A 23,717-nucleotide genomic window follows, 5' to 3' on the forward strand; every position below is an offset into this window, starting at 1 on the left:
CATGCAAAAAAACTCCCTTATAAAGTAGATTTGGAATTTTTGTTTTTTCCATTGTCTACTTTATAGGGAGCATATCAAGATGGTACATCTCTCCTTTTATTTATTCTTAATTGAACATTAATAATCATTTAAATACATTATCGAACAATCAAGTGTATTTTAGTTGAGAAATATTTGAGAAAAGCTTATGATGTATAGTAGTAACTAAAACAAGAGAGGATGTTTCATTTGTTTGATAAAACGGATCAATTAGCAATTAATACTATTCGAACATTATCGATCGACGCAATTCAGAAAGCCAACTCTGGTCACCCAGGATTACCAATGGGAGCAGCTCCAATGGCATACGCTTTATGGTCAAAAATATTAAAAGCAAATCCAGCCAATTCGCATTGGTTTAACCGTGATCGCTTTGTGCTTTCGGCAGGGCATGGTTCAATGCTACTTTACAGCTTACTGCACCTTAGTGGCTATAAATTAAGTTTAGAGGATTTAAAACAATTTCGTCAATGGGATAGTAAAACACCTGGTCACCCTGAGGTACATCATACAGATGGTGTAGATGCTACGACTGGACCTCTTGGTCAGGGAATTGCGATGGCTGTTGGTATGGCGATGGCTGAAAGACACCTAGAAGCGATGTATAATAAAGATGGATTCCCAGTTGTGGATCACTATACATATGCGTTATGTGGTGATGGAGACTTAATGGAAGGTGTGGCATCAGAAGCGGCTTCGCTTGCTGGGCATCAACAGCTCGGTCGTTTGGTACTTTTATATGATTCTAATGATATTTCATTGGATGGAGATTTAGATAAATCATTTTCTGAAAGTGTGAAACAACGCTTTGAGTCATATGGTTGGGAGCATTTACTTGTTAAAGATGGCAATGATGCGACTGAAATTCTAGCAGCAATTGAAAAAGCAAAACAAAATACGTCGCAGCCAACAATGATTGAGGTGAAAACAGTTATTGGCTTCGGTGCTCCAAATGAAGGAACTAGCAAGGTTCATGGTGCTCCGCTGGGTGCCGATGGAGTCAAAGCTGCAAAAGCGGCGTATGGATGGAATTATGATGAGGATTTCTTTGTTCCTGGTGAAGTCTATGATCGCTTTAAAGAAACAATTGCAAAGCGTGGTGCAGAAGAGGAGCAAGCGTGGAACGAGATGTTTGTTTCTTATAAAGAAAAATTCCCTGAACTTGCAACTCAATTGGAGCTTAGCTTAAACGAACAACTACCAGAAGGTTGGGATAAAGATTTGCCTGTATATGGTGAGGATAAATCGCTTGCTAGTCGCGCGTCAAGTGGTGAGGTTATTAATGCCTTAGCTGCGAAATTACCCCAATTATTTGGCGGATCTGCTGATTTAGCTGGTTCTAATAATACAAATATCGCAACAGATGGTGAATTCACAAAAGCTACACCTGCTGAACGCAATATTTGGTTTGGTGTTCGTGAGTTTGCGATGGGTGCCACTTTAAATGGAATGGCATTGCACTCTGGCCTTAAAGTATACGGTGGAACATTCTTTGTGTTCTCTGATTATTTACGGGCAGCTATTCGTCTATCTGCTATTCAGCACTTACCAGTTAATTATGTATTGACACATGATAGTATTGCAGTTGGGGAAGATGGCCCAACACATGAGCCTGTAGAGCAAATTGCTTCGCTTCGGGCCATGCCTGGTCTTACATTATTGCGCCCAGCTGATGGTAACGAAGTAGTTGCGGCATGGAAAATCGCTATTCGGTCAACCAATCGACCAACTGCACTTGTCCTAACGCGTCAAAACCTGCCAACATTACCAAATTCCGATAAATTAGCGGAAGAAGGCGTGGCTAAAGGTGCCTATGTATTATCGCCAGCGAAGAAAGAGGTTGCAGATGTGCTTCTTTTAGCAACAGGTTCCGAAGTTAATCTAGCTGTACAAGCGCAAACAGAACTTGCAAAAGACGGCATTGATGCGTCAGTGGTTAGTATCCCGTCATTTGATTTGTTTGAGCAACAATCAGCGGAGTATAAGGAGAGTGTATTACCAAATGCTGTCCGCAAGCGTGTGTCTATCGAAATGGGCTCAACACTTGGGTGGGAGCGTTATGTTGGTTTAGATGGTAAAACAATCGGAATTGATAAGTTTGGGGCTTCGGCACCTGGTGATACGATTATTAAAAATTATGGTTTCACTGTGGAGAATGTCGTTCAAACTGTGAAGTCTTTATAAGCGATGTGCGTGGGGCGTGAAATGATGTAGGCTTTAGCTTGATCATTTTACGCCTCTTTTTATGATAATATGTTGTATAAACACCGTGTTGATGGTATAATGAGGCAGTTGTGATTTTTTAATGATAGCGAACTTTTATTGCTGTAGGATATCAAAAACTATTGTTTTGACCTGATAAATCAAGTACAATAAGAGGGGTATATTGTTTTGAGGAGGAGAAAGAGAATATGTTGTGGTATATACTTATCGGTATACTTTGCTTAGTTGCAGGTCTAGCGTTAGGATTTTTCATCGCAAGAAGATACATGATGACGTATCTGAAGAAAAATCCACCAATTAATGAGCAAATGTTACAAATGATGATGGCCCAAATGGGAATGAAACCGTCACAAAAGAAAATTAACCAAATGATGAACGCAATGGGGAAACAACAAGAAAAAGAAAGTAAAACGAAGAAGAAAAAATAAGTTAGCTAGTTTGAATTAGCTGGAAATTCTGTGACGCCTATTCCTGCGTGGTAAGTTCGAACTTGCATTTTTTGCTAACGCGGTGAAAACGTCTTGCTCACGATTTTGCCTCTTTTGATTAACATTTCCCTGCATTTATTTTTTGGATGCATTTTCAACATGACAACACGTTCTATTATTGTGTGATACTAACACATGATAGGAGCGTGTTTTTTGATGTTGATTAAAGATTTAGTCAACTTTTTCTTGAACTGCTAAATAGAGAATTAATGGCAAAGGGGATTAGAAGCCTGGTAATTTTGAGTCTGGCTAAGCGTTATGTTTCTCGTAATAGAATTTTCTTATTCCAAATTACTGCCACATAAATGTAACAATCATATGCTATGCTATTAAAATATTAGGAATAGTATTCCTAATAAAAATAAGAGAAAGTAGGAGGTTTTATGCATATGAAGAAAAGAATTGGTAGTCTTTCTATTGTTTTAGGTTGTGTACTTTCCTCTGTCATTATTGGTGTAAATTTGGTGAATTCAGGACATATAAGTTTCGACAAAAACCTAGATGCAGTTGTAGCAGAAGCAGCGGGTATTAGTGGTAAGGTAGAGATAAATGGAGTCAGCTATAAATGGGCAGAAACGTCATGGAGCAAGAATCGCGGTATGACTTTTAATCCTGGTAATCATGTCTACCAATTTTCGCCAAACCCTCATGATGATCCATGGTACAATAAAAATCAAAATAAATTCTATAAATTAGCTGCAGACCAAATAAAAAAACAAGGTGATGATAGTAAATGGGATCAGAAAGTATGGCCGGATTCTATAAAGGTTTCAATTAATGGCGTTAGTTATACCTTAAAACCTAGATAACTACTTCGAAAAAATTTTTATACACATGTTTGACAGCATGTTGGTTCCATTTATCCTGCGAGATTTTGGATAGCTTCAAAAACTCATCGATCTTCAACTTATTTCTCTGTCTGTATTTATGATAGAAAAATAGTTGTAAGCCGATGAGTCTTTTTCATTATGATTGGTGTCAGCGAAAGCTAGCATCAAAATTTGTTTCAGGCCCTCTTTTGCAAAAAATACAGGTACTTTAAAATAATGATGAATATGCTATTTTGAAAGATATTTTTAGTCTATTTGCAGAATATTTCGAGCTTTTTTAGAGTAATGGTAGACCGAGAGTGGTAAAATGAGATATATCGAATGGGGGCATTGGTAATGAATGAAAAGATAAAGCTTGTGGTTAAGCAAAATGAAGAGAAGATGATTGCATTTCGAAGAGGCTTACATAGAAATCCGGAGTTGTCATGGCAGGAGGTCGAGACGACAAATCGAGTGATTGAAGAGTTAAAGCGGATGGGGATTCCGTATCGACGCATGGAGCCAACGGGGGTTGTGGCAGACCTTGTTGGTGAGTTAAATGGGAAAATGGTGGCGCTTCGGGCTGACATGGATGCATTACCTGTAGCCGAATTGAATGCGGATTTGCCTTATAAATCAGAAAATGAGGGGAAGATGCATGCGTGTGGTCATGATGCGCATACAGCCATGCTACTTAGCGCAGCGGAGGCACTTGTCGCGGTTAAGGATGAGTTGGCTGGTACGGTGCGTTTTATTTTCCAGCCTGCTGAGGAGATTACCGAAGGCGCAGAGGTGATGATTCAGCAGGGGGCGATGCAGGGCGTGGATAATGTGTTTGGGATTCATATTTGGTCGCAAATGTCGACGCATACTATTTCTTGTAATACGGGACCTATTTTTGCGTCTGCGGATGTTGTTGTGGTTAAATTTACAGGGCGTGGTGGTCATGGAGCAATGCCTGATGCATGTATTGATGCAGCTCTTGTTGCTTCAGCTTTTGTGACGGGAGTGCAAGCGATTGTATCACGGGAAACTGATCCGCTTGAACCTGCCGTTTTTACGATTGGACGAATGGAGGCTGGGACGCGTTACAATGTGATTGCGGAAAATGCGATTTTGGAAGGGACAGTTCGGTCGTTCCATCCACGAGTTCGTGAAAAAATGGAGCGCGCAATTCGGCGTTATGCAGAACAGGTTGCAGCTACTTATGGTGCAACCGCAAAAGTGGACTATCGTTATGGGACGCATGCTGTTATCAATGAGGAAGCAAGTGCTGCACTGGCGCGAAATGTGATTACAAATAGTTTTGGCGATGGGATATTATACTCGGATCGGCCAACAATGGCGGGGGAGGATTTTAGTTATTACTTACAGGAAGCCCCGGGTTGTTTTGCACTTGTTGGAGCTGGTAACTCTGAAAAAGATACGGAATGGGCGCATCATCATGGCAAGTTCAATGTAGATGAGGAGGCACTTGCTTATGGTGCAGAACTCTACGCGCAGTATGCATATGCTTATTTGACAGAGAGCCTTGAATAATGGGCTTTCTGTCTGTTAAATAAAAAAATTATAAATATACTTGAATCTTTAGAAGAAATCGGTTACACTAGTTCCTGTAAACAAATTTGAGAAGGAGGTAAGGACAATGAAAAAGATAATTGGATTCGGTAATTTAACCATTATTGTAGGAGATAGCCTAAATTCGGCGTCCGTTATATCGAGGAAGAGGCATAGGCTTATTTAAAGGGCTATTATGCGTACTTTTATGTAATAAATTCGATATATATTTCCAAATACAGTAATGGACAAAGTAAGATATGTCCGTTATTTTTTTATGTCCAAAAATAGGAAAATATATTGTTGAAGAAGAGGGGGTTAGGAATGAAGATTTATAAGGAGTTGGGCTGGTTTTTTAAAGAGCAACGAAAATCGTATATTATTGGGGTTTCACTACTTTTTATGATAACGTTGCTCCAGCTGGTACCGCCTAAAATACTTGGATTGACGGTGGATGCAGTTAGCAAGGATTCGCTGACGAAGAATCATTTGTATATGTGGATGGGAATTTTGCTCGGTGCGGCTATCGTGGCTTATATTGGTCGCTATTTTTGGCGGATGTTGATTTTCGGATCGGATAATAAGCTACAACGGCAATTGAGGCTACGGCTATTTGAGCATTTATCTAAAATGTCGCCGTTCTTTTTTCAGCGCTACCGGACGGGGGATTTGATGGCGCATGCGACGAATGATATTTCAGCGATTCAGCAAGTAGCTGGGTTTGGTGTGTTGACGTTGTGTGATTCGATTTTAACAGGAAGTACCGTTATTGCAACGATGGCAATTACAATCGATTGGCGTTTAACTTTGATTGCGCTGTTGCCAATGCCGTTGATGGTTTGGGGAAGCTCTGTGCTTGGTCGGAAATTGCATGATCGATTTCATAGTGCACAGGCGGAGTTTTCGAAGCTGAATGATAAGACGCAGGAGAGTTTGTCAGGAATTAAAGTTACGAAAACATTTGGCCAGGAGCAGGAAGATATCGAGGATTTTAGACGTCAAACAGAGGAAGTGGTCGGTGTCAACGTAAAGGTTGCAAAACTTGATGCGATGTTTGATCCGATGATTTCGATTATTGTTAGTGTTTCGTTTATACTTTCACTCGCTTTTGGGGCAAAATTTGTGATGGAAGGAACGCTTACAATTGGTCAGGTAATTGCGTTTGTGAACTATTTATTCTTGCTGATTTGGCCAATGTTGGCGTTTGGGTTTTTGTTTAATGTGATTCAACGAGGAAATGCTTCCTATGATCGATTGAATAAGTTATTGAGTGAGCCTGAGGACGTGAAGGATGACTTTGGAGCTATCAATGTTTTGCCACGTGGAGACATTGACTTTGCATTGGAGGCATTTACGTATCCGGATGAGAAAGAGCCTGTTCTACAAGATATTGTTTTTCAATTGAAATCTGGTGGAACGCTCGGAATCGTTGGGCGAACAGGTTCTGGCAAGACAACGCTTTTAAAATTATTGATGCGGGAATATGATGATTACAAGGGATCGATTTTGTTTAATGGCAAGACGATTCAAAATTATACGGTGCGTGGACTGCGCAATGCGATTGGATACGTACCACAGGATCAGTTCTTATTTTCGACGACGGTTCGGGAAAACATTCGCTTTGGGAATCCAGAGTTGTCGCAGGCTGATGTGGAGCAGGTTGCAGAAATGGTTTCAGTGCATGAGGATATTACGGAGTTCACGGATGGGTATGATACGGTCGTAGGTGAGCGTGGTGTATCGCTTTCTGGTGGGCAGAAGCAAAGGCTGGCGATTGCTAGGGCATTGATTATGAATCCCGAATTGTTGATTTTAGATGATGCGCTATCTGCTGTTGATGCAAAAACAGAGGAGAAAATTTTGCAGAATCTTAAAAGTAACCGGGCGGATAAGACGACGATTATTAGCGCACATCGGCTTAGTTCGGTGGAACATGCGAACCTTATTATCGTAATTGATAAAGGACGAATTGTGGAGCGTGGGACGCATGCTGAGCTTGTTGCCTTAGATGGTTGGTATGCGGAAATGTTCCGAAATCAGCAATTGGAAGAGTTAATTGAGAGTGGGGGTGATACGAATGGAGCCGAATAACGAAGAAATGTTAACGATGAGTGGAAAAGAGCATCGTGCAGTACTAAAACGCTTATTTAGCTACACGAAGTATCATGTTCCAGCACTTATTTTAACGATTTTTCTAGTGTTGCTAGTTACATTGGCAGATGTATTTTTGCCAATTTTAATTAAATTATTTCTAGATAATTACTTGACGCCGCTTCATTTTGTGGCCGGACCGATTCTATTGTTGGCATCGGGTTACATGGGCTTAGCAATTGGTAGATCTGTGGTTTGGTATTTTCAATTGGTCCTATTTCAAAAAATTGCTTTGCGAATTGTACAACGTATTCGGATTGATATTTTTAGCAAATTACAAAATATGGGGATGCGTTATTTTGATCAAACACCCGCGGGTAGCCTTGTTTCACGTGTGACTAATGATACGGAAGCAATTAAAGATATGTTTATTAATGTACTTGGAACAGCAATTCAGAGTGTATTCATGCTTGTAGGGATTTATACAGCGATGTTTATTATGGATGCAAAATTGGCCGCGTATAGTTTGCTCGTTTTTCCGTTGACATTGTTAATAATTATCATCTATCGCAAATATAGTTCTCAATTTTATCGAGCGCGTCGGGAAAAATTGAGTCAGTTAAATGCAAAAATTGCAGAATCGATTTCTGGTATGTCCATTGTGCAACAGTTTAATCAAGAAAAGCGCTTGATTGGCGAATTTGAAGAGATTAATAAAGATTATTACGATGTAGGCATGAAAAATATTAAATTTAACGCGTTACTTCTTGGACCAGCGATTGATTTGATTTATTCACTAGCGGTTGTACTGATTCTAAGTTTCTTTGGGATTCAATCCTTCTCTAGTCCAGTTGCAATTGGGACGATTTACGCTTTTATTACGTACTTTGATCGGTTTTTAGAGGCAATTTACAATATTATGGAGCGTTTAGCAATGTACCAAGAGGCGATTACAGCGGCTTCACGTGTATTCCGGATTATGGATGGCACAGATTTGGCGCCAGAGCAAGATGATGAGGATGGTCTGGTCATTGCAAAAGCAAAGATTGAGTTTAAAAATGTCACGTTTTCTTATGATGGGAAAAAAGATGTTTTGAAGGATATTAGCTTCACAGCGGAATCTGGACAAACAGTTGCGCTTGTCGGTCACACAGGAAGCGGGAAAAGCTCTATTATCAATTTGATGATGCGCTTTTATGAGTTTGATCAGGGGGAAATTCTGATTGACGGGAAATCGATTAAACGCTACCCAATGGAGGAATTGCGTGCTAAAACTGGCTTAGTTTTACAGGATAGTTTTATGTTTTATGGTACTATCAAGGATAATATTCGTTTGCATAATAAGCTAATAACAGATCGAGAAATTCTGGAGGCTGCGCAGTTTGTACAAGCGGACCAGTTTATTAATACACTGGCCGACAAGTATGATCATAAGGTGATTGAGCGTGGGGCATCTTTTTCGAGTGGGCAGAGGCAGTTAATCTCTTTTGCAAGAACAGTCGTGACAAATCCACAAATTCTTGTTTTGGATGAGGCTACGGCAAATATTGATACGGAAACGGAAAGTTTGATTCAAACAGGCCTGCGAAATATGCGACAGGGCCGGACGACGATTGCGATTGCGCATCGACTTTCTACAATAAAAGACGCTGATCTCATTCTGGTGCTTCGAAAAGGAAGCATTATCGAGCGAGGAACACATGAAGAATTACTGGAACATGGTGGAGTGTATCATTCGATGTATCAATTACAAAACAGCGGAATGGATTTAGAGGAGCTTGGTTAATAGGCGTAAAGGTTGTTTTTCTTCTAAAAAAGTTTATAATGAGGCAAGTAAATAGTGCCGATTAGGAGGAAGTAACGTGTCATTTATTTTATCAATTATTATTACGCTTGTTTTTGGGGTTGGTGTTATCCTGATTCGGATGAAAGCATCAAAAGAGCCAGCAACTGTGAAAAAAATCATTATTCCGCCGATTATGATGAGTACTGGGGCGCTCATGTTTGTCATTCCATATTTCAGGGTTTCACCGGCAGGAATTTTAGAGGCAGTTTTAATGGGATTAGTCTTTTCGCTAATTTTAATTTGGACGACGCGTTTTGAGATTAGGCATCAATATGTCTTTATTAAACGGACAAAATCGTTTCCGGTCATTCTGCTCAGTTTATTATTGATTAGACTTGGAATTAAGTATTGGATTAGCGGTTCAGTCGATGTTGGTGAGCTATCAGGCATGTTCTGGATTTTAGCGTTTGCAATGATTGTTCCATGGCGCATTGCGATGTATTTTCAATATAAAAATGTTGCTACAAAATTAGCACAAACGGAAGAATCATGATTTTAAAACTTGGGAGGATTTTCTCTATGAAAACGGTTGAATTATGACAAGAACATCGATATAACGAGTAGGTTGCTCAAACAGGGCAGCATGTAAAAAGAGGAGGTTTTTTGTTTGAAAAAATGGTTAGTAGCTTTATTTTCACTTGCACTTGTTTTTAGCTTAGCGGCTTGTGGGAATGATGCAAAAGAAGAAAAGGCGACAGAGAAAAAAGACGTTACTGCAGATGCAATGAGTTTCTACATGGATTTAGTTGCAAAAATTAACGACAATGATGCGGATTATGATGCGTACCAAGCAGCAATTGGCAGTGACACACCGCCAACAGGTGCAGAGCTTACAACGCTTGCTACAGCAGCAAGTGCTTCGGCAGATAAAGTATCACAAGTATTAGCTGATGTAAAAGTTCCAAATCTAGGCACAGCGACAGGTGTCTTTAAATCAGCTGTAAAAGATTTAAGTGATGCATATGCGGCAGAAGCTAAAGGTTTGAAAGCTTCTCCGATTGATACGAAATCAGCAGATGAAGCGATGCAAAAAGCCTCAGATGCCTTAGCTAAAGCATTAAAAGATGTTGACTTAGCGCCATCGAGCATTATGAACGATACGGCAGCTTAAAAATGAAGTAAAATTAAAATAAAGGCGTTGTAATCTTTACATGTTTGCAACGTCTTTTGTATGCGTATGATGTAACGAAAACGAACATTTTTGGAGGAGGGCTTTTATTTGAAGAAGTTGTTAGTGGGGATTTTTGCGGCAATATTAGTATTTAGTTTAGCGGCTTGCGGAAATGCGAATGATGTTAAAGATAATGTGAACTCAAAAGTAGCAACGGCAAAAGAAAAACTGCAGACAAAGGCGATGGATTTTTACACGGGTTTAGTGGCTAAAGTGAATGAAAAAGACGCAGATTACGATGCTTATATGGCGGATATTACAAGTGATGCGCCATCAAAAGGGGAAGCATTGGATGAGTTAGCAAAGAAAGCAAGCGCCTCTGCGGAAAAAGTGTCTGAAACATTAGCGAATGTAAAAGTTCCTGATTTAGGAAAACGTACAGATGAGTTTAAAGCATCAATTCAAGAATTAAGCGATGCATTTGCAGAGAAAGCCGCTGCTGTTAAAGCAAATCCTGGCGATACAAAAGTGGCAGAAAAAGCAGATGAAGCAATACAAAAGGCTTCGGATAAATTATCAGAGGCTTTGAGAAAAATTGGCTTGGCGGGCTCCAATATCGTGAATGATATTACGGGCTGAATATAAAAAATCTTGATTTCCGATAATCAGAAGTGTGTACTGATTGGAAATCAAGATTTTTTTATTTTGCTTTTGTTTCATTTATTTCTGTTTGCAATCGTTCAAATGTCATTAATACTTCTTCGGATTTCAGTTCCAAAAGTTCTTTTTGATCAATATCTTTGTCATTAAACGTAATGGGATCTCCAAATCGAATAATAACTTTTTTACGTTTGAAAAGTTCTCCAACTGTTTTTGGTCCATCATACACGGCCGGTAAGATCGGAACTTTTCCTTTTAATGCGACCGTTACGGCACCTCGTTTTAGGTGGAGGCCAGCTGATTTTCTAGTACCGCTCGGGAAAATACCGACTACTTTCCCATCTTTTAGGATGCGGATAGGTAGTTTAATTGCGCTTGGACCGGGATTTTCACGATTGACTGGAAAAGCATTGAGGTGGCGCATCAGCCAATTTAGTAATTTAGTCTTAAATAGTTCTTGTTTTGCCATGTAGTGAATTTGAAGTGGCTTAATGGCAAATCCAAGATATAGAATCTCCATCCAAGATGTGTGCGTGGAAACGACGACGAATGGTGCTTCTGGAATTTTCTCTTTATTTTGTACTTGGAAACGCCCACCGATGATTGTCATAATCACCTGAACGAAATTTCTCGCAAACGTGTAGAACAAGTTGTTTCACTCCTATTTTTCTTTTTTTAGTCTTGTTTTTAGTATACTGAAAAGTTTGGGAAACGTCTAGTGCTTATGCGTTGCTATGAAAATATAGTATACTGAGGATAACAGCAAAAATGAATAATGAGGTGTTTGGATGAAATTTTTACATACAGCGGATTGGCATTTAGGGAAGGTTGTCAATGGGGTTTCGATGCTTGTAGAGCAGCAGTATATTTTGAAGCAGATAGCACAGATTGCAAAGGAGGAGCAGGTGGACGGGATTATAATTGCAGGTGATCTATATGATCGTTCGGTGCCGCCAGCAGATGCAGTGACGCTTTTAAATGATGTACTACTGGAACTGAATGTGACGCTCGGTAAGCCGGTTTTTGCGATTAGTGGAAACCATGATAGTGCGGAGCGGGTGAATTTTGGTTCGGCTTGGTATGAGAAAAATGGACTACATATTCAAGGAACAATTGGTGCGAATCTCTCGCCGATAGAGTGGAACGGGGCACAGATTTGGTTGGTGCCATATCATGAGCCGGCACAAGTTCGAGCTACTTTGGAAGACAAGTCAGTAAGGTCGTTTGAAGATGCAATGCAAGCGGTAACGGCAAAAATTAGGTCAGAGTGGGATGCAGATAAGGCACAAATTCTAGTTGGGCATGCGTTTGTTGCAGGAGGAATTCCGAGTGATTCAGAGCGACAATTAGCGATTGGAAATGTGGATCGTGTGTCTACAAATTGTTTTGATGGCTTTGATTATGTGGCACTAGGGCATTTGCATCATCCCCATGCGATTCACCATCCGTCTATTTTTTATGCAGGTTCGCCTTTGAAATACTCGTTTTCAGAAGCAAAGGATAAGAAGAGCGTTCGGATTGTGACAATGAATGGTAAAAAGCTTGTGGAAGTTCGCGAACATCTTTTGGAACCGCTGCATGATTTACGCATTATTGAGGGGTATTTGGCAGATTTAGTGAGTTCAGTCGTCCCTGGAAACGAGGATTTTTTGCAAATTAACTTGTTGGATGAAGGGGCGCTAATTGATCCTATTGGGCAACTGCGGGCGTTTTATCCGAATGTGTTGCATTTGGAGCGAGTACAGGAGAAACTGACAGAGGGGCAATTTGAGCGATTTGAAGATGTTGTAAAAAAAGACGATTTGGAGCTGTTTGGGCAGTTTTTCGAACATGTGAGCGGGAAGGAAATATCGGAACGGCAAATGGAATTAATGCGTGAAACGATGAATCGTGTGAAGGGAGCCGTGGAACAATGAGACCTTTGAAATTGACGATGCAGGCGTTTGGTGCGTATGCCAAAGCGGAAACGATTGATTTTACAGAACTTGGGCAGGAGCGAATTTTTGTGATTTCTGGGAAAACAGGAGCTGGGAAGTCAACAATTTTTGATGCGATTAGCTTTGCGATTTTTGGGAAGGCAAATACGAATGATCGGGAAGGTTTTTCGCTAAGGAGTCATTATGCAAGTGCAGAGGATTTGACGGAAGTATCGCTTGAATTTCTGCTTCGAGATGTGCGTTATTTGGTTCGTCGCATACCACAACAAGATGTCCCGAAAAAGCGTGGAGAAGGGATGACAACGGTTACTGCAAAGGCGGAGCTCTATGAACTTGACGGGAACGAAGAGAAGTTACTTGCAAGTTCGGTTCGTGATGTCGGTGCAAAAATGGAAGAAGTTATTCAGTTGAATGTTGATCAATTTCGCCAAATTTTAATGATTCCACAGGGAGAATTTCGTGAGTTGCTTGTAGCGGAAAGCAGGGATAAGGAAGCAATTTTACAACGATTGGCGCATACGCATTTTTACCAGCTTATTGAAAACCAGCTATGGAATCAGCAGAAGGAGCAAGAGCAGCAGGTCCGGTTATTACGTGCAAAAGTAGCTGGGATTACGCAGGAGGCTTTTGACGAGGAGGCGCTGGCTGGGAAAACAGCACGTGATATTGAGTTGATGTTTGGAGAGCGGCTGAATTTGGAACAGGAAACGATGAATGGGCTACAGGAACAGGTGGATTTGGCAAAACAAAAAGCAGAAATTACAGCTAAGAATGTGACGTTGGCAGAGGAAAAAATAGCGGAATGGGAACAATTAGCGAATTTACGGATAGACAAAATAGAATTAGACAAGTTAGCGGAGAAATGTGATCAAGATCAGCAAGCCATAAATTTGGCGCGCAAAGCTGGGGCGATTATGGATCAAGATGCACTATGTTTGCGATTGAAGCAACAATTGGATGAGCTACGTTTGGAAGAAAAACAAGCATTGGAGGTTTTGAAAAATAAGGAAGCGGTGCTAGATAATGCTGTTTTGGAGATAGAGAAATTGAAAGAGATGGAACAAGAATACACGGCATGGCTCAAAAAACAAGAATTGCTCCAATCGATGGAAGTAAAGGTGACGAGGGCTTTGGCATTACAGCAGGAATTAACGCAAAAGAGTGAGGAATATCAGAGGGTAACACAAACATTAGAACGGCTTATTAAGAAAGAGCAAACACTTTTAGAGCAGTCAGAAAAATTAGCTGATAGGGCTCGGTTTGTTCAAGAGGCGAGGCTAAAACAGGTAGAAACCAAACAACTCATGATGGAAATAAGTCAAAAAGAAGCGCAGATTGCAACCGAAATAAAGAAATGGGAACAAAAACAAGCATGGCAAACAGAATTAGTGATATTCGAAAAACGTTTTAGCATCGCAGAAAATCAGTTTAAGGAAGCTGAGGCTAGGTACGTGGCGCTGGATGAAAAATGGCAACAGGAGCAGGCCGCAATGTTGGCACTAACACTTGCAGAAGGCGATGCGTGCCCAGTTTGTGGTTCGCTAGAGCACCCTCAATTGGCAATAGAAACATCCGGTGTAGTAAAGTCAGAAGTCGAAGCAGCGAGAAAAGGTCAGCTTGAGAAAAATGACGTGGCAAAATCGATAGCCACAAAAATCGAGCAAAAAAAGTGGCAAATCGAACAAATCGAATACGCATCGGAGGAACCTTTCCAGGCTTTGAAGGAGCAGCAAGACGTATGTGCTAAGGAACTCGCGAAAATAGAGAAGGAGCAAGTGCGGTTAGAAGCATTTTTGACAGAGGAAAATAATGTGGAAGAGCAAGTTGCCTTGAATAAGCAGGAGACGAGTGAAGTGGCAACACAAAAAATAAAAACACAACAAGCGTACGACAAAGTTCGTCAAGCCATGGATACTACTCAAACGACATATTCACTCCTTTTAGAGGATGTACCAGAGGAATTTCACAATTTAGCGGCTTTTTATGAGCAACAAAAAGATTTGACGGCACAAATTAGTGCCTTTGAGCTCAGAAAAGGAAGCGTGGAATCGATGTACAATGAATCAAAAGAAGGCCATCTTAAAGCAGTTTCAGCGCGTGAAGCGGCAGAAAGGGCTGTTTTAAAAGCAGATAGTGCATTGGCGTCACAGCGCACGATATTTAAAGATATTATGGTGACGAATGGTTTTGTGGACTACGGCTCCTATCAACGAGCTATTTTAAGTGCAGAAATTTTGGCAGAGAAGGAGCAATTTGTTCGTAACTATGAGCAGAAATACCATTTTGTGTCAGAACGTTTGAAGGAGATGGAGGGCAAACTTAACGAATCGGAACAGCCTGATTTGATAGCTTTGCAACAATTAGATGTTGAGGCTAAGCGGGCGTATCACGAAAAGGCAGAGCAGTATATGAGGCAAAAAGAGATGGTACGTAAGCTTTCTGAGTTGTCGGAGCGGTTTATGCAGTATTTGAATGAAACAAGTGAGGCGGAGAATGCATATGCGGATATTGGTTATTTAGCGGATATGGCACGCGGGAAAAATAATCGACGCTTGACGTTTGAACGGTTTGTTTTGGCGACTTTCCTTGATACGATTTTACTTCGGGCGAATGGGCGTTTAAAAAAAATGACGAATGGTAGGTTTCAACTGAACCGCAAAAAGGAAAAGTCTAAAGGAAACGTGCAAAGTGGTTTGGAGCTGGAGGTTTATGACGAATACACAGGCTTGGAGCGACATGTCAAAACGTTATCTGGTGGGGAGAGCTTCAAAACATCGCTTGCTTTGGCGCTGGCCTTAGCAGAAGTTGTGCAGGAGATGTCGGGTGGTATATCACTTGAGACGATGTTTATTGATGAGGGGTTCGGTACACTTGATCCTGAATCACTGGAAATGGCGGTGGAGTGCTTGCTTGAAACACAGGAATCTGGACGGTTAGTCGGAATTATTTCGCATGTACCAGAACTAAAAGAACGAATTCCCTCGCGCTTAGAGGTAACGGCTACAAACCATGGAAGTACGACGAAATTTTTCGTGCAAGGATTATAAATATTCGAAATGGAGGTGCGACTCACAAGGCTCTATGGTATAATGAACTGTTCGAAAAAATTTCCTGTTTAGATGAATGGAGGAATTGCGATGATACGACAAGCGAAAGCGGAGGATGCAGCACAAGTTGCGCCACTTATTTATATAATTTTAGAGGATATGGAATTGCCATTTTTGGAAGGCGTCAGTAAAGAAATGATGCTGGAAATGATTGAGGCGAGCTTTTTGCGACCAGATTATCGATTCAGTATGGAAAATGTTATGGTGAAAGAAATTGATGGCCAAGTTGCGGGACTCCTCGTGAGCTATCATGGAGAACATGCAGAAAATATGGACGATGAATGGGATGGCATTCAAGACATGTTCGGTATCGTCAAAAAAATGCCATTGTTTACAGAGCAAGAAACGTGGATGGGTGAATACTATCTCGATTCCCTTGTGGTCGATTCGGCATATCGTGGCCAAGGTATTGGTAAAGAACTACTGCACGCGTTTAAAGAATTGGCAGTTGCAAAAAATTGCGAAATTATCGCGTTAAATGTGGAAAAGGCAAATGAAGGCGCACTAAATTTGTATAAAAAATTAGGCTATGAATCAGAGTATGATTTGGTTTTATCTGGTCATGATTATTATCACATGACTCAAAATGTCAGGAGTTGAATGAATTGTTAACAGATCCAAAAAACACAATGATTCCTGTATCGATAAAAAAAAGGGGACGTGAATTGCTGGAAGAAGGGGCGATTACGGTTTTTGAAGAGAAAACGATGTACGCAAATACGTCTCGTTCTGTTGTAGTCGATGAGCGTGTTTCCTATGAAGTGAAACATGTTGCTAATGGGAATTACCAATGTGACTGCATTTATTACCAAGAAAATAGCATTTGCGCACATATTTATGCAGTCGAGCTGGAGCATGAAGCACGTCAGACTAAAATCGAGAAAGCTAATTTCAAGCAACGAATTTTGGCGCAGGAAGCTACAACATTACTTTCGTTATTTCAAGAGAACATGGATCGGCAATTTGACACGTATGACACCGTAGCAAAAGCCTCCCTAAAAGTAGAATATATATTACGAATGCAGGAAAATCGTGATAAAAATATGTTAACACTCGATTTGAAAGTCGGGCAAGATCGTACGTATGTCGTGAAAAACATTGGTGACTTTTTGCAAGCAATAAAGCAACATACGAGTTATTTTTTCACGAAAAATTTCAGTTTTGATCCGAATGAACATTATTTTGACGAGCGTGATATTGCTGTTTTCAATGAATTAATGAAAATTAATGAAATCGCGAAAATGTATGATACGGACAGTTTTTATTGGAACAAGTCCTATGCAGAAGAAAAAGTGCTTATTATTCCGCCGAGTCTAGCGGAGAGCATGTTAGCTGATTTGATGGGACAAAATACGATTTGTATTCATGATGATATTAAATATAGCGGTTTGCAATTTAAAAAGGGAGCACTACCGTTTTCCTTCGTATTTCGCAAAAATGATAATGGAGATATGTACCAATTAGTGATGGAGGAATTGCAACAGGCAAGTTATCTGGAGAGCTATCAGTTACTGTTTTTGAACGGTGTATTTTATCGGCCGAGTGATGCAGTTTGGGAGCAATTAACACCGCTTATTCATTTCCATAATGTGACGGAAAATGAAGTTGTACAGTTTTCAGAATCGCAGTTGAGTGAAGTTATGTCCTACGTGTTACCATCGCTTCAAAAAAGTGGGCATGTGCAAATTGATCCATCAATTGAGGATCGGGTTATCCAGCAACCACTCGTTTCAAAGATGTGGATTTCACAAAAAAACAGCGAACATGTGTTAAAACTGGAATATCATTATGGCTCACAGGTTTTTGACCCGTTTGCGCTGACAGAAAGTGTGGATCCGGATGGGCGTATTATGATTCGGGATATGGAAACAGAAGCGAAAATTATGCATCGGATTGAAGCAGCGCCTGTTCATTTTTCAGAAACTCAAATGGTTGTTAATTCAGATGAGGCCAGCCTTTATGAGTTCTATTATCGGGTTGTTCCGAGTTTGGCAGCGGATGTCGCTATTTATTTAGAGGATGGCTTGGAGGAAATGGTGGAAGAGCATGTAAAGCCCACAACGACCATTGATGTGGCGCATGATAATGATTATTTGTCGGTAGCCTTTGATTTTCAAGGGATTGATGATAGTGAAATTCAGGAAGTGTTACAATCGTTACGAGAAAAACGGAAATATCACCGCTTGAATAATGGGCGTTTCTTGTCGCTCGAGGACGAGAGCTATCAGCAAATGGAAGCAATATTCGATATTTTAGACGTTCGCAAAAAAGAAGTCGGAAAACAAATGGCAGTGCCACTTTATCGCGGGATGCAAATCTATGAGGCGATGGGTAGTGCACAGAATGAGCATAATAAGTTCAGTCGGACATTCCGCGATTTGTTGCATGAAATTGTGAACCAAGAGGATATGTCTTATCCGTTACCGATGGGGTTGAATGCGGAGCTTCGCGATTATCAGGTGACTGGTTTTGAATGGATGAAATCGCTTGGTAAATACCATTTAGGCGGGGTTTTAGCCGATGATATGGGACTTGGGAAGACATTACAAGCCATAACGTATATCGCTTCTACGTTCGAGGAAAACCCAGACATGAGGCCTGTTCTGATTGTTACCCCTGCTTCGCTCTTGTATAATTGGTCGAGTGAGTTTGAGAAATTCTCTCCTGATATTCCTGTAACTGTCATTCATGGTACATCACAAATGCGCTTGGAGGTTATCCAGAATATAACACCAGGGAATGTGTATTTAATATCGTATCCATCCTTGCGCCAAGATGAACAAGAATTTTTAACGACGCGGTTTCAAACAATTATTTTGGATGAGGCGCAGGCGATTAAAAACTATAATACGAAGGCTTCACAAGCTGTGCGAGCGCTCAAGGCAACGAATGTTTTCGCGCTTAGTGGGACGCCTTTAGAAAATAGCATTGATGAGTTATGGACGATGTTTCAGACGATCATGCCAGGGTTTTTCCCATCGCTTCGCAAGTTTAAAGAATTGCCGCATGAGCGTGTTGCACAGATGATTAGACCATTCTTGATGCGCCGTTTGAAGCGCGATGTTGTGAAAGAGTTGCCAGATAAAATTGAGACGAATTTGTATTCAGAACTGACGGAACAGCAAAAAACGATTTATTTGGCTTATTTGGAGAAAATACAGCAAGAGTTGGCGGCTAATGATGGAAATGAGCAGGAAGATCGTATTAAACTGTTAGCAGGATTGACGCGATTACGCCAAATTTGTTGCGATCCAGCGCTTTTTGTTGAAAATTATGATGGTGGTTCTGGTAAACTGGCACAATTGTTTGATACAATACAAACAGCACGTGAAAGTGGCAAGCGCATTTTGATTTTTTCTCAATTTACATCAATGTTGCAAATCATGAAAGCTCAGGCAAAAGAAGCTGGCTACCGGTATTTTTACATGGATGGTAGTACGCCTTCCAAGAGTCGTATGGACCTTGTGAATGGCTTTAATGCAGGGGAAGCAGATTTATTCTTTATTTCGCTGAAGGCTGGCGGAACTGGGCTGAATTTGACTGGTGCAGATACGGTTATATTGTATGATTTATGGTGGAATCCGGCGGTGGAAGAACAGGCGGCGAGTCGAGCACATCGAATTGGACAAAAGAATGTTGTGCAGGTCATTCGAATGATTACAAAGGGCACAATTGAAGAGAAAATCTACAATCTACAGAAGAAAAAACAGGCGTTGATGGATGCATTAATTCAGCCTGGAGAGCAGATGCTACATCGTTTAACAACAGAAGAGATAAAAGAGATTTTAACAGTGAGTTGATTACTAGGTAGAAGGGACGCGAGTGTTATGGATAATTGGGAAGTTTTTATTGCAGGAAATGAAAAAGAAGCGGTAGATAAAATTACAGAACTTGAAGCTAGAGGTTATAAAAAAGAGAATATTTCTGTCTTAGCTAAGTCTGACCAAGAAGATGAAGTGAAAGAAATTATTGAAACTACCAATGTAGAAGAAGAGCATCCTGTGAACAAAGAGGCATTTGGTGTTATTTCTGGGATTTTGCAATCTCTCAGCGGTGGTTTGATGATTCCACAAGTGTATAATCCAAAATATGGTGCTCTTTATGCAGCTGGTCCTTTTGCGAAATGGTTTTCGAATACAAGCGATAAATCGGTGAAACGTTTGCTGAATGATTTTGACTTAGATGATGCTCAGATTGATGAATTTGTTCGTGCTCTTCATAGCGGTCAAATTTTGATTTTGGCAAGATAAATTGGCAAAGAAAAAGCCGACAAAGGCGCAACTACGTAAAAACAGACAGAGACGCAGCATGTTTTTGGCGATTTTAACTTTGTTCGTGTTAGGCTTGGCGCTCGTCGTTTTGATGCAATTCCGTGCAGGTGAAAAGCCCAAACCTTACACGCAAGACATTCCGGAACAATTTGTTTCAGTTTATCAAGCAGCTGGAAAGAAATATGGAATTGACTGGTTTTTACTTGCAGCTGTACATCGCGTGGAGACCAAATTTTCGACGGTGGAACCAATGATTTCAAATGTGGGTGCGATTGGTCCGATGCAGTTTATGCCGTGTACGTTTGTAGGATGGGGAGCAGATGGTTGTCCAGCTACGGGCGGTGTTGGAAATTTTACGGATGATGATCTCGTTGATCCGAGTGTGATTAAAGTATACGGCGGTTATGGCGTGGACGCAAATCATGATGGCAAGGCGGATCCATGGGATTTGGAAGATGCGGTTTTCTCGACAGCGAATTTCTTAGCGGATAATGGCGCTAAAGATGGCAAGGAAAAACAGGCGATTTTCAAATATAATCATAGCGATATTTATGTGAAGGATATTTTATTCTATCGTGACCAGTTTAAAAAGGCGTGGCAGAAAGATCTGGCTTCAAAATAAGCAGTTAACAACACGCCGGGATTTTTTCGAAAAAAACATATAAGGCAGTTTTTCTAGATTCTGAGTCGGACGAAAATGTTCGGCTTTTTTCGTGAGATTATCAATAATTTTTACTTATCGAAAAACATCGATTTAACTTAGTTTACTTATCACGCTTTTTTTCGTACAATAGAGGGGTGAAAGAATGCAACGAGAGCGAAAGGGAACACAAGTGGGAGGAAAAAAGATGAAAAATTGGAATAAAAAAGCAAAGCAGTCGTTTCAAATTGGCGACGACACGTATCATTATTATCAATTAAAAACACTTGAGGCGGATGGTCAAACATCTATTAAAAAACTGCCTTACTCAATCCGCGTACTACTTGAATCAGTATTGCGTCAAGCGGATGGACGCATCATCACGGATAAGCATATTGAAGATTTAGCACATTGGGATGCGACAAAGAAAAATGAGGGGGAAGTTCCTTTCAAACCGGCACGTGTTATTTTGCAAGATTTCACAGGAGTGCCAGCAGTTGTGGACTTGGCTTCTCTGCGCAAAGCGATGGCAGATTTAGGCGGGAACCCTGAAGACATTAATCCAGAAATCCCGGTTGATCTTGTTGTCGATCACTCAGTACAAGTTGATAGCTATGCGAATCCGGAAGCGTTAGAAGTCAACATGAAGCTTGAGTTTGAGCGTAACATGGAGCGTTACCAATTCTTAAACTGGGCGCAGAAATCGTTCGATAATTATCGTGCGGTACCTCCTGCAACAGGGATTGTCCATCAGGTGAATTTGGAGTATTTGGCAAGTGTTGTAATCGCAAACCAAGTCGCTGAAAATGAGTATACAGCGTTTCCAGACAGCTTAGTCGGAACGGACTCACATACAACGATGATTAATGGAATCGGTGTGCTTGGCTGGGGCGTTGGTGGAATTGAAGCAGAGGCAGGAATGCTCGGCCAACCTTCTTACTTTCCAATCCCAGAAGTTATTGGTGTTAAATTAATCAATGCATTACCAAATGGTGCAACAGCAACCGATTTAGCCTTAAAAGTAACGCAAGTACTTCGCGAAAAGAAAGTTGTTGGTAAATTTGTCGAGTTCTTTGGTCAAGGCGTTGCAACGTTGCCACTTGCTGACCGTGCGACGATTGCGAATATGGCACCAGAATATGGCGCAACATGTGGCTTTTTCCCAGTGGATGAGGAGTCATTGACGTATTTGCGCTTAACTGGACGTGAGGAGAAGCAGATTGCACTTGTGAAGAAATATTTGCAAAATAATGAGCTATTTTTCACACCAGAAAACGTGGAACCTAACTATACGTCAGTTGTAGAACTCGATTTAAGCTTGATTGAGCCTAACTTGGCGGGTCCGAAGCGTCCACAAGATTTGATTCCACTATCAAAAATGAAAGAAAGTTTCCAAGCATCGATTAGTGCGCCAAATGGTAATCAAGGTTTTGGATTATCGAAAAAAGACTTGCATAAAGAAACAAAAGTGACATTTGGAAATGGTGATCAATCGACGATGAGGACTGGCTCTGTTGCTATTGCAGCAATCACGAGTTGTACGAATACGTCGAATCCTTACGTGATGCTGAGCGCTGGTCTTCTCGCGAAAAAAGCGGTGGAGCTAGGTCTCGAAGTGCCAAAGTTCGTGAAAACATCACTTGCACCGGGTTCAAAAGTTGTGACGGGGTATTTAGAAGATGCAGGGCTTTTGCCATATCTTGAGAAGTTGGGCTTTGACCTTGTTGGTTACGGTTGTACGACGTGTATCGGTAACTCAGGACCATTAAAAGATGAGATTGAAGAGGCGATTGTAGACAATGACTTGCTTGTTTCTGCTGTGCTTAGTGGGAATCGTAATTTTGAAGGTCGTATTCACGCATTAGTTAAAGCAAACTTCTTAGCTTCGCCGCCACTTGTGGTTGCTTATGCGCTCGCTGGGACGACGAATATTGATATGTTGCATGAACCAATTGGAAAAGGGGAACATGGTCAGGATGTGTTCTTAAGCGATATTTGGCCGGCGCAAGAAGAAGTGAAGGCGCTCGTGGAAAGAACGGTGACGCCAGAATTATTCCGCGAAGAATATGCACATGTCTTCAGCCAAAATGAGGAGTGGAACGCTATTGCGACGTCAGAACAGGCACTTTATGATTGGGATGCTGACTCGACATATATTGCCAACCCACCATTTTTTGAGAACTTATCACCGGAAGCAGGCACAGTTGAGGCGCTTCATGGCCTTCGGGTAATCGGCAAATTTGGTGATTCAGTTACAACGGACCATATTTCTCCGGCTGGAGCAATTGGAAAAGACACACCGGCTGGGAAGTATTTACAAGCTCACGGTGTAGCTATTCGCGATTTTAACTCGTACGGTTCTCGTCGTGGTCATCATGATGTGATGATGCGTGGAACGTTTGCTAACATTCGAATTAGGAATCAAGTTGCACTAGGAACGGAAGGCGGGTATACAACGTATTGGCCGACAGAGGAAGTGATGCCGATTTACGATGCATCGATGAAATATCAAGAATCAGGGACAGGGCTCGTTGTTTTAGCAGGTGATGATTACGGTATGGGTTCTTCTCGTGACTGGGCTGCAAAAGGAACAAATCTACTCGGCATTAAAACAGTTATTGCCAAAAGCTATGAACGGATTCACCGCTCAAACCTCGCTATGATGGGTGTATTACCGTTGCAATTTAAAGCTGGCGAAAGTGCAGATTCACTTGGCTTGACTGGTCGGGAAACGATTAGTGTAGCGATTGATGAGACAGTTTCTCCACTAGATTACGTAACAGTGACGGCTGTTGCTGAGGACGGGTCACATAAAACGTTTGAGGCGCTTGTTCGCTTTGATTCGGATGTCGAAATTGATTACTATCGTCATGGCGGCATTTTGCCAATGGTTTTACGTGGAAAGCTGAAAAAATAATAAAGAGAAAAACATCGGACT

The 23,717-nt window shown here is 41.0% G+C and carries 17 protein-coding genes; 16 read left to right on the forward strand and 1 reads right to left on the reverse strand.

Annotated features, from left to right (window positions below; translation table 11 throughout):
• Positions 1–228: 228 nt before the first annotated feature.
• The 9 genes from tkt (at position 229) to R8925_RS13270 (ending at position 10,803) form a co-directional block, all read left to right on the forward strand.
• The gene (tkt, locus tag R8925_RS13230; protein WP_430536273.1) at positions 229–2,223 is read left to right on the forward strand and encodes a transketolase; all 1,995 of its coding nucleotides are present in this window, start codon (positions 229–231) and stop codon (positions 2,221–2,223) included.
• A 230-nt stretch (positions 2,224–2,453) separates the two neighbouring features.
• Entirely contained in the window at positions 2,454–2,690 is a 237-nt protein-coding gene (locus R8925_RS13235; RefSeq protein ID WP_036069656.1) for a YneF family protein, read from the forward strand.
• 449 nt (positions 2,691–3,139) lie between these two features.
• The gene (locus R8925_RS13240) at positions 3,140–3,559 is read left to right on the forward strand and encodes a hypothetical protein (RefSeq protein ID WP_430536274.1); all 420 of its coding nucleotides are present in this window, start codon (positions 3,140–3,142) and stop codon (positions 3,557–3,559) included.
• Positions 3,560–3,916: 357 nt separating this feature from the next.
• Positions 3,917–5,098 (forward strand): amidohydrolase, encoded by a 1,182-nt coding sequence (locus R8925_RS13245; RefSeq protein WP_430536275.1) that lies wholly within the window; start codon positions 3,917–3,919, stop codon positions 5,096–5,098.
• A 342-nt stretch (positions 5,099–5,440) separates the two neighbouring features.
• Entirely contained in the window at positions 5,441–7,207 is a 1,767-nt protein-coding gene (locus R8925_RS13250; protein WP_430536276.1) for an ABC transporter ATP-binding protein, read from the forward strand.
• Complete coding sequence (locus R8925_RS13255; protein ID WP_430536277.1) at positions 7,194–8,993, forward strand: ABC transporter ATP-binding protein; 1,800 nt, start codon at positions 7,194–7,196, stop codon at positions 8,991–8,993. Before R8925_RS13250 ends, R8925_RS13255 begins: the two co-directional genes overlap by 14 nt.
• 76 nt (positions 8,994–9,069) lie before the next feature.
• Positions 9,070–9,546, forward strand: a complete 477-nt coding sequence (locus tag R8925_RS13260; protein ID WP_430536278.1) for a CcdC family protein — start codon at positions 9,070–9,072, stop codon at positions 9,544–9,546.
• A 114-nt stretch (positions 9,547–9,660) separates the two neighbouring features.
• A complete protein-coding gene (locus R8925_RS13265) occupies positions 9,661–10,164 on the forward strand; it encodes a hypothetical protein (protein WP_430536279.1) in 504 nt (167 codons plus the stop codon).
• Positions 10,165–10,272: 108 nt separating this feature from the next.
• Positions 10,273–10,803 carry a hypothetical protein gene (locus tag R8925_RS13270; RefSeq protein WP_430536280.1) on the forward strand — a complete coding sequence of 177 codons (531 nt, stop codon included), beginning with the start codon at positions 10,273–10,275 and terminating at the stop codon, positions 10,801–10,803.
• A 61-nt stretch (positions 10,804–10,864) separates the two neighbouring features.
• Here R8925_RS13270 and R8925_RS13275 read toward each other — a convergent pair whose 3' ends face one another.
• The gene (locus R8925_RS13275) at positions 10,865–11,473 is read right to left on the reverse strand and encodes a lysophospholipid acyltransferase family protein (RefSeq protein WP_430536281.1); all 609 of its coding nucleotides are present in this window, start codon (positions 11,471–11,473) and stop codon (positions 10,865–10,867) included.
• 139 nt (positions 11,474–11,612) lie between these two features.
• Here R8925_RS13275 and R8925_RS13280 point away from each other — a divergent pair, with 139 nt between their 5' ends.
• The 7 genes from R8925_RS13280 (at position 11,613) to acnA (ending at position 23,696) form a co-directional block, all read left to right on the forward strand.
• The gene (locus R8925_RS13280) at positions 11,613–12,740 is read left to right on the forward strand and encodes an exonuclease SbcCD subunit D (RefSeq protein WP_430536282.1); all 1,128 of its coding nucleotides are present in this window, start codon (positions 11,613–11,615) and stop codon (positions 12,738–12,740) included.
• On the forward strand, positions 12,737–15,808 hold the full coding sequence (locus R8925_RS13285; protein WP_430536283.1) for an AAA family ATPase: 3,072 nt from the start codon (positions 12,737–12,739) through the stop codon (positions 15,806–15,808). The genes R8925_RS13280 and R8925_RS13285 overlap by 4 nt, the downstream gene beginning before the upstream one ends.
• Positions 15,809–15,898: 90 nt before the next feature.
• On the forward strand, positions 15,899–16,468 hold the full coding sequence (locus R8925_RS13290; RefSeq protein WP_430536284.1) for a GNAT family N-acetyltransferase: 570 nt from the start codon (positions 15,899–15,901) through the stop codon (positions 16,466–16,468).
• 29 nt (positions 16,469–16,497) lie between these two features.
• The gene (locus R8925_RS13295) at positions 16,498–19,668 is read left to right on the forward strand and encodes a DEAD/DEAH box helicase (protein ID WP_430536294.1); all 3,171 of its coding nucleotides are present in this window, start codon (positions 16,498–16,500) and stop codon (positions 19,666–19,668) included.
• A gap of 27 nt (positions 19,669–19,695) precedes the next feature.
• Complete coding sequence (locus tag R8925_RS13300; RefSeq protein ID WP_430536285.1) at positions 19,696–20,118, forward strand: general stress protein; 423 nt, start codon at positions 19,696–19,698, stop codon at positions 20,116–20,118.
• Position 20,119: 1 nt separating this feature from the next.
• Entirely contained in the window at positions 20,120–20,761 is a 642-nt protein-coding gene (locus R8925_RS13305; protein ID WP_430536286.1) for a lytic transglycosylase domain-containing protein, read from the forward strand.
• A 226-nt stretch (positions 20,762–20,987) separates the two neighbouring features.
• On the forward strand, positions 20,988–23,696 hold the full coding sequence (acnA, locus tag R8925_RS13310) for an aconitate hydratase AcnA (protein WP_430536287.1): 2,709 nt from the start codon (positions 20,988–20,990) through the stop codon (positions 23,694–23,696).
• The last annotated feature ends 21 nt before the right edge of the window (positions 23,697–23,717 follow it).

It is taken from the genome of Listeria rocourtiae subsp. hofi (assembly GCF_963575615.1).
Classification (GTDB): Bacteria; Bacillota; Bacilli; order Lactobacillales; family Listeriaceae; genus Listeria_A; species Listeria_A hofi.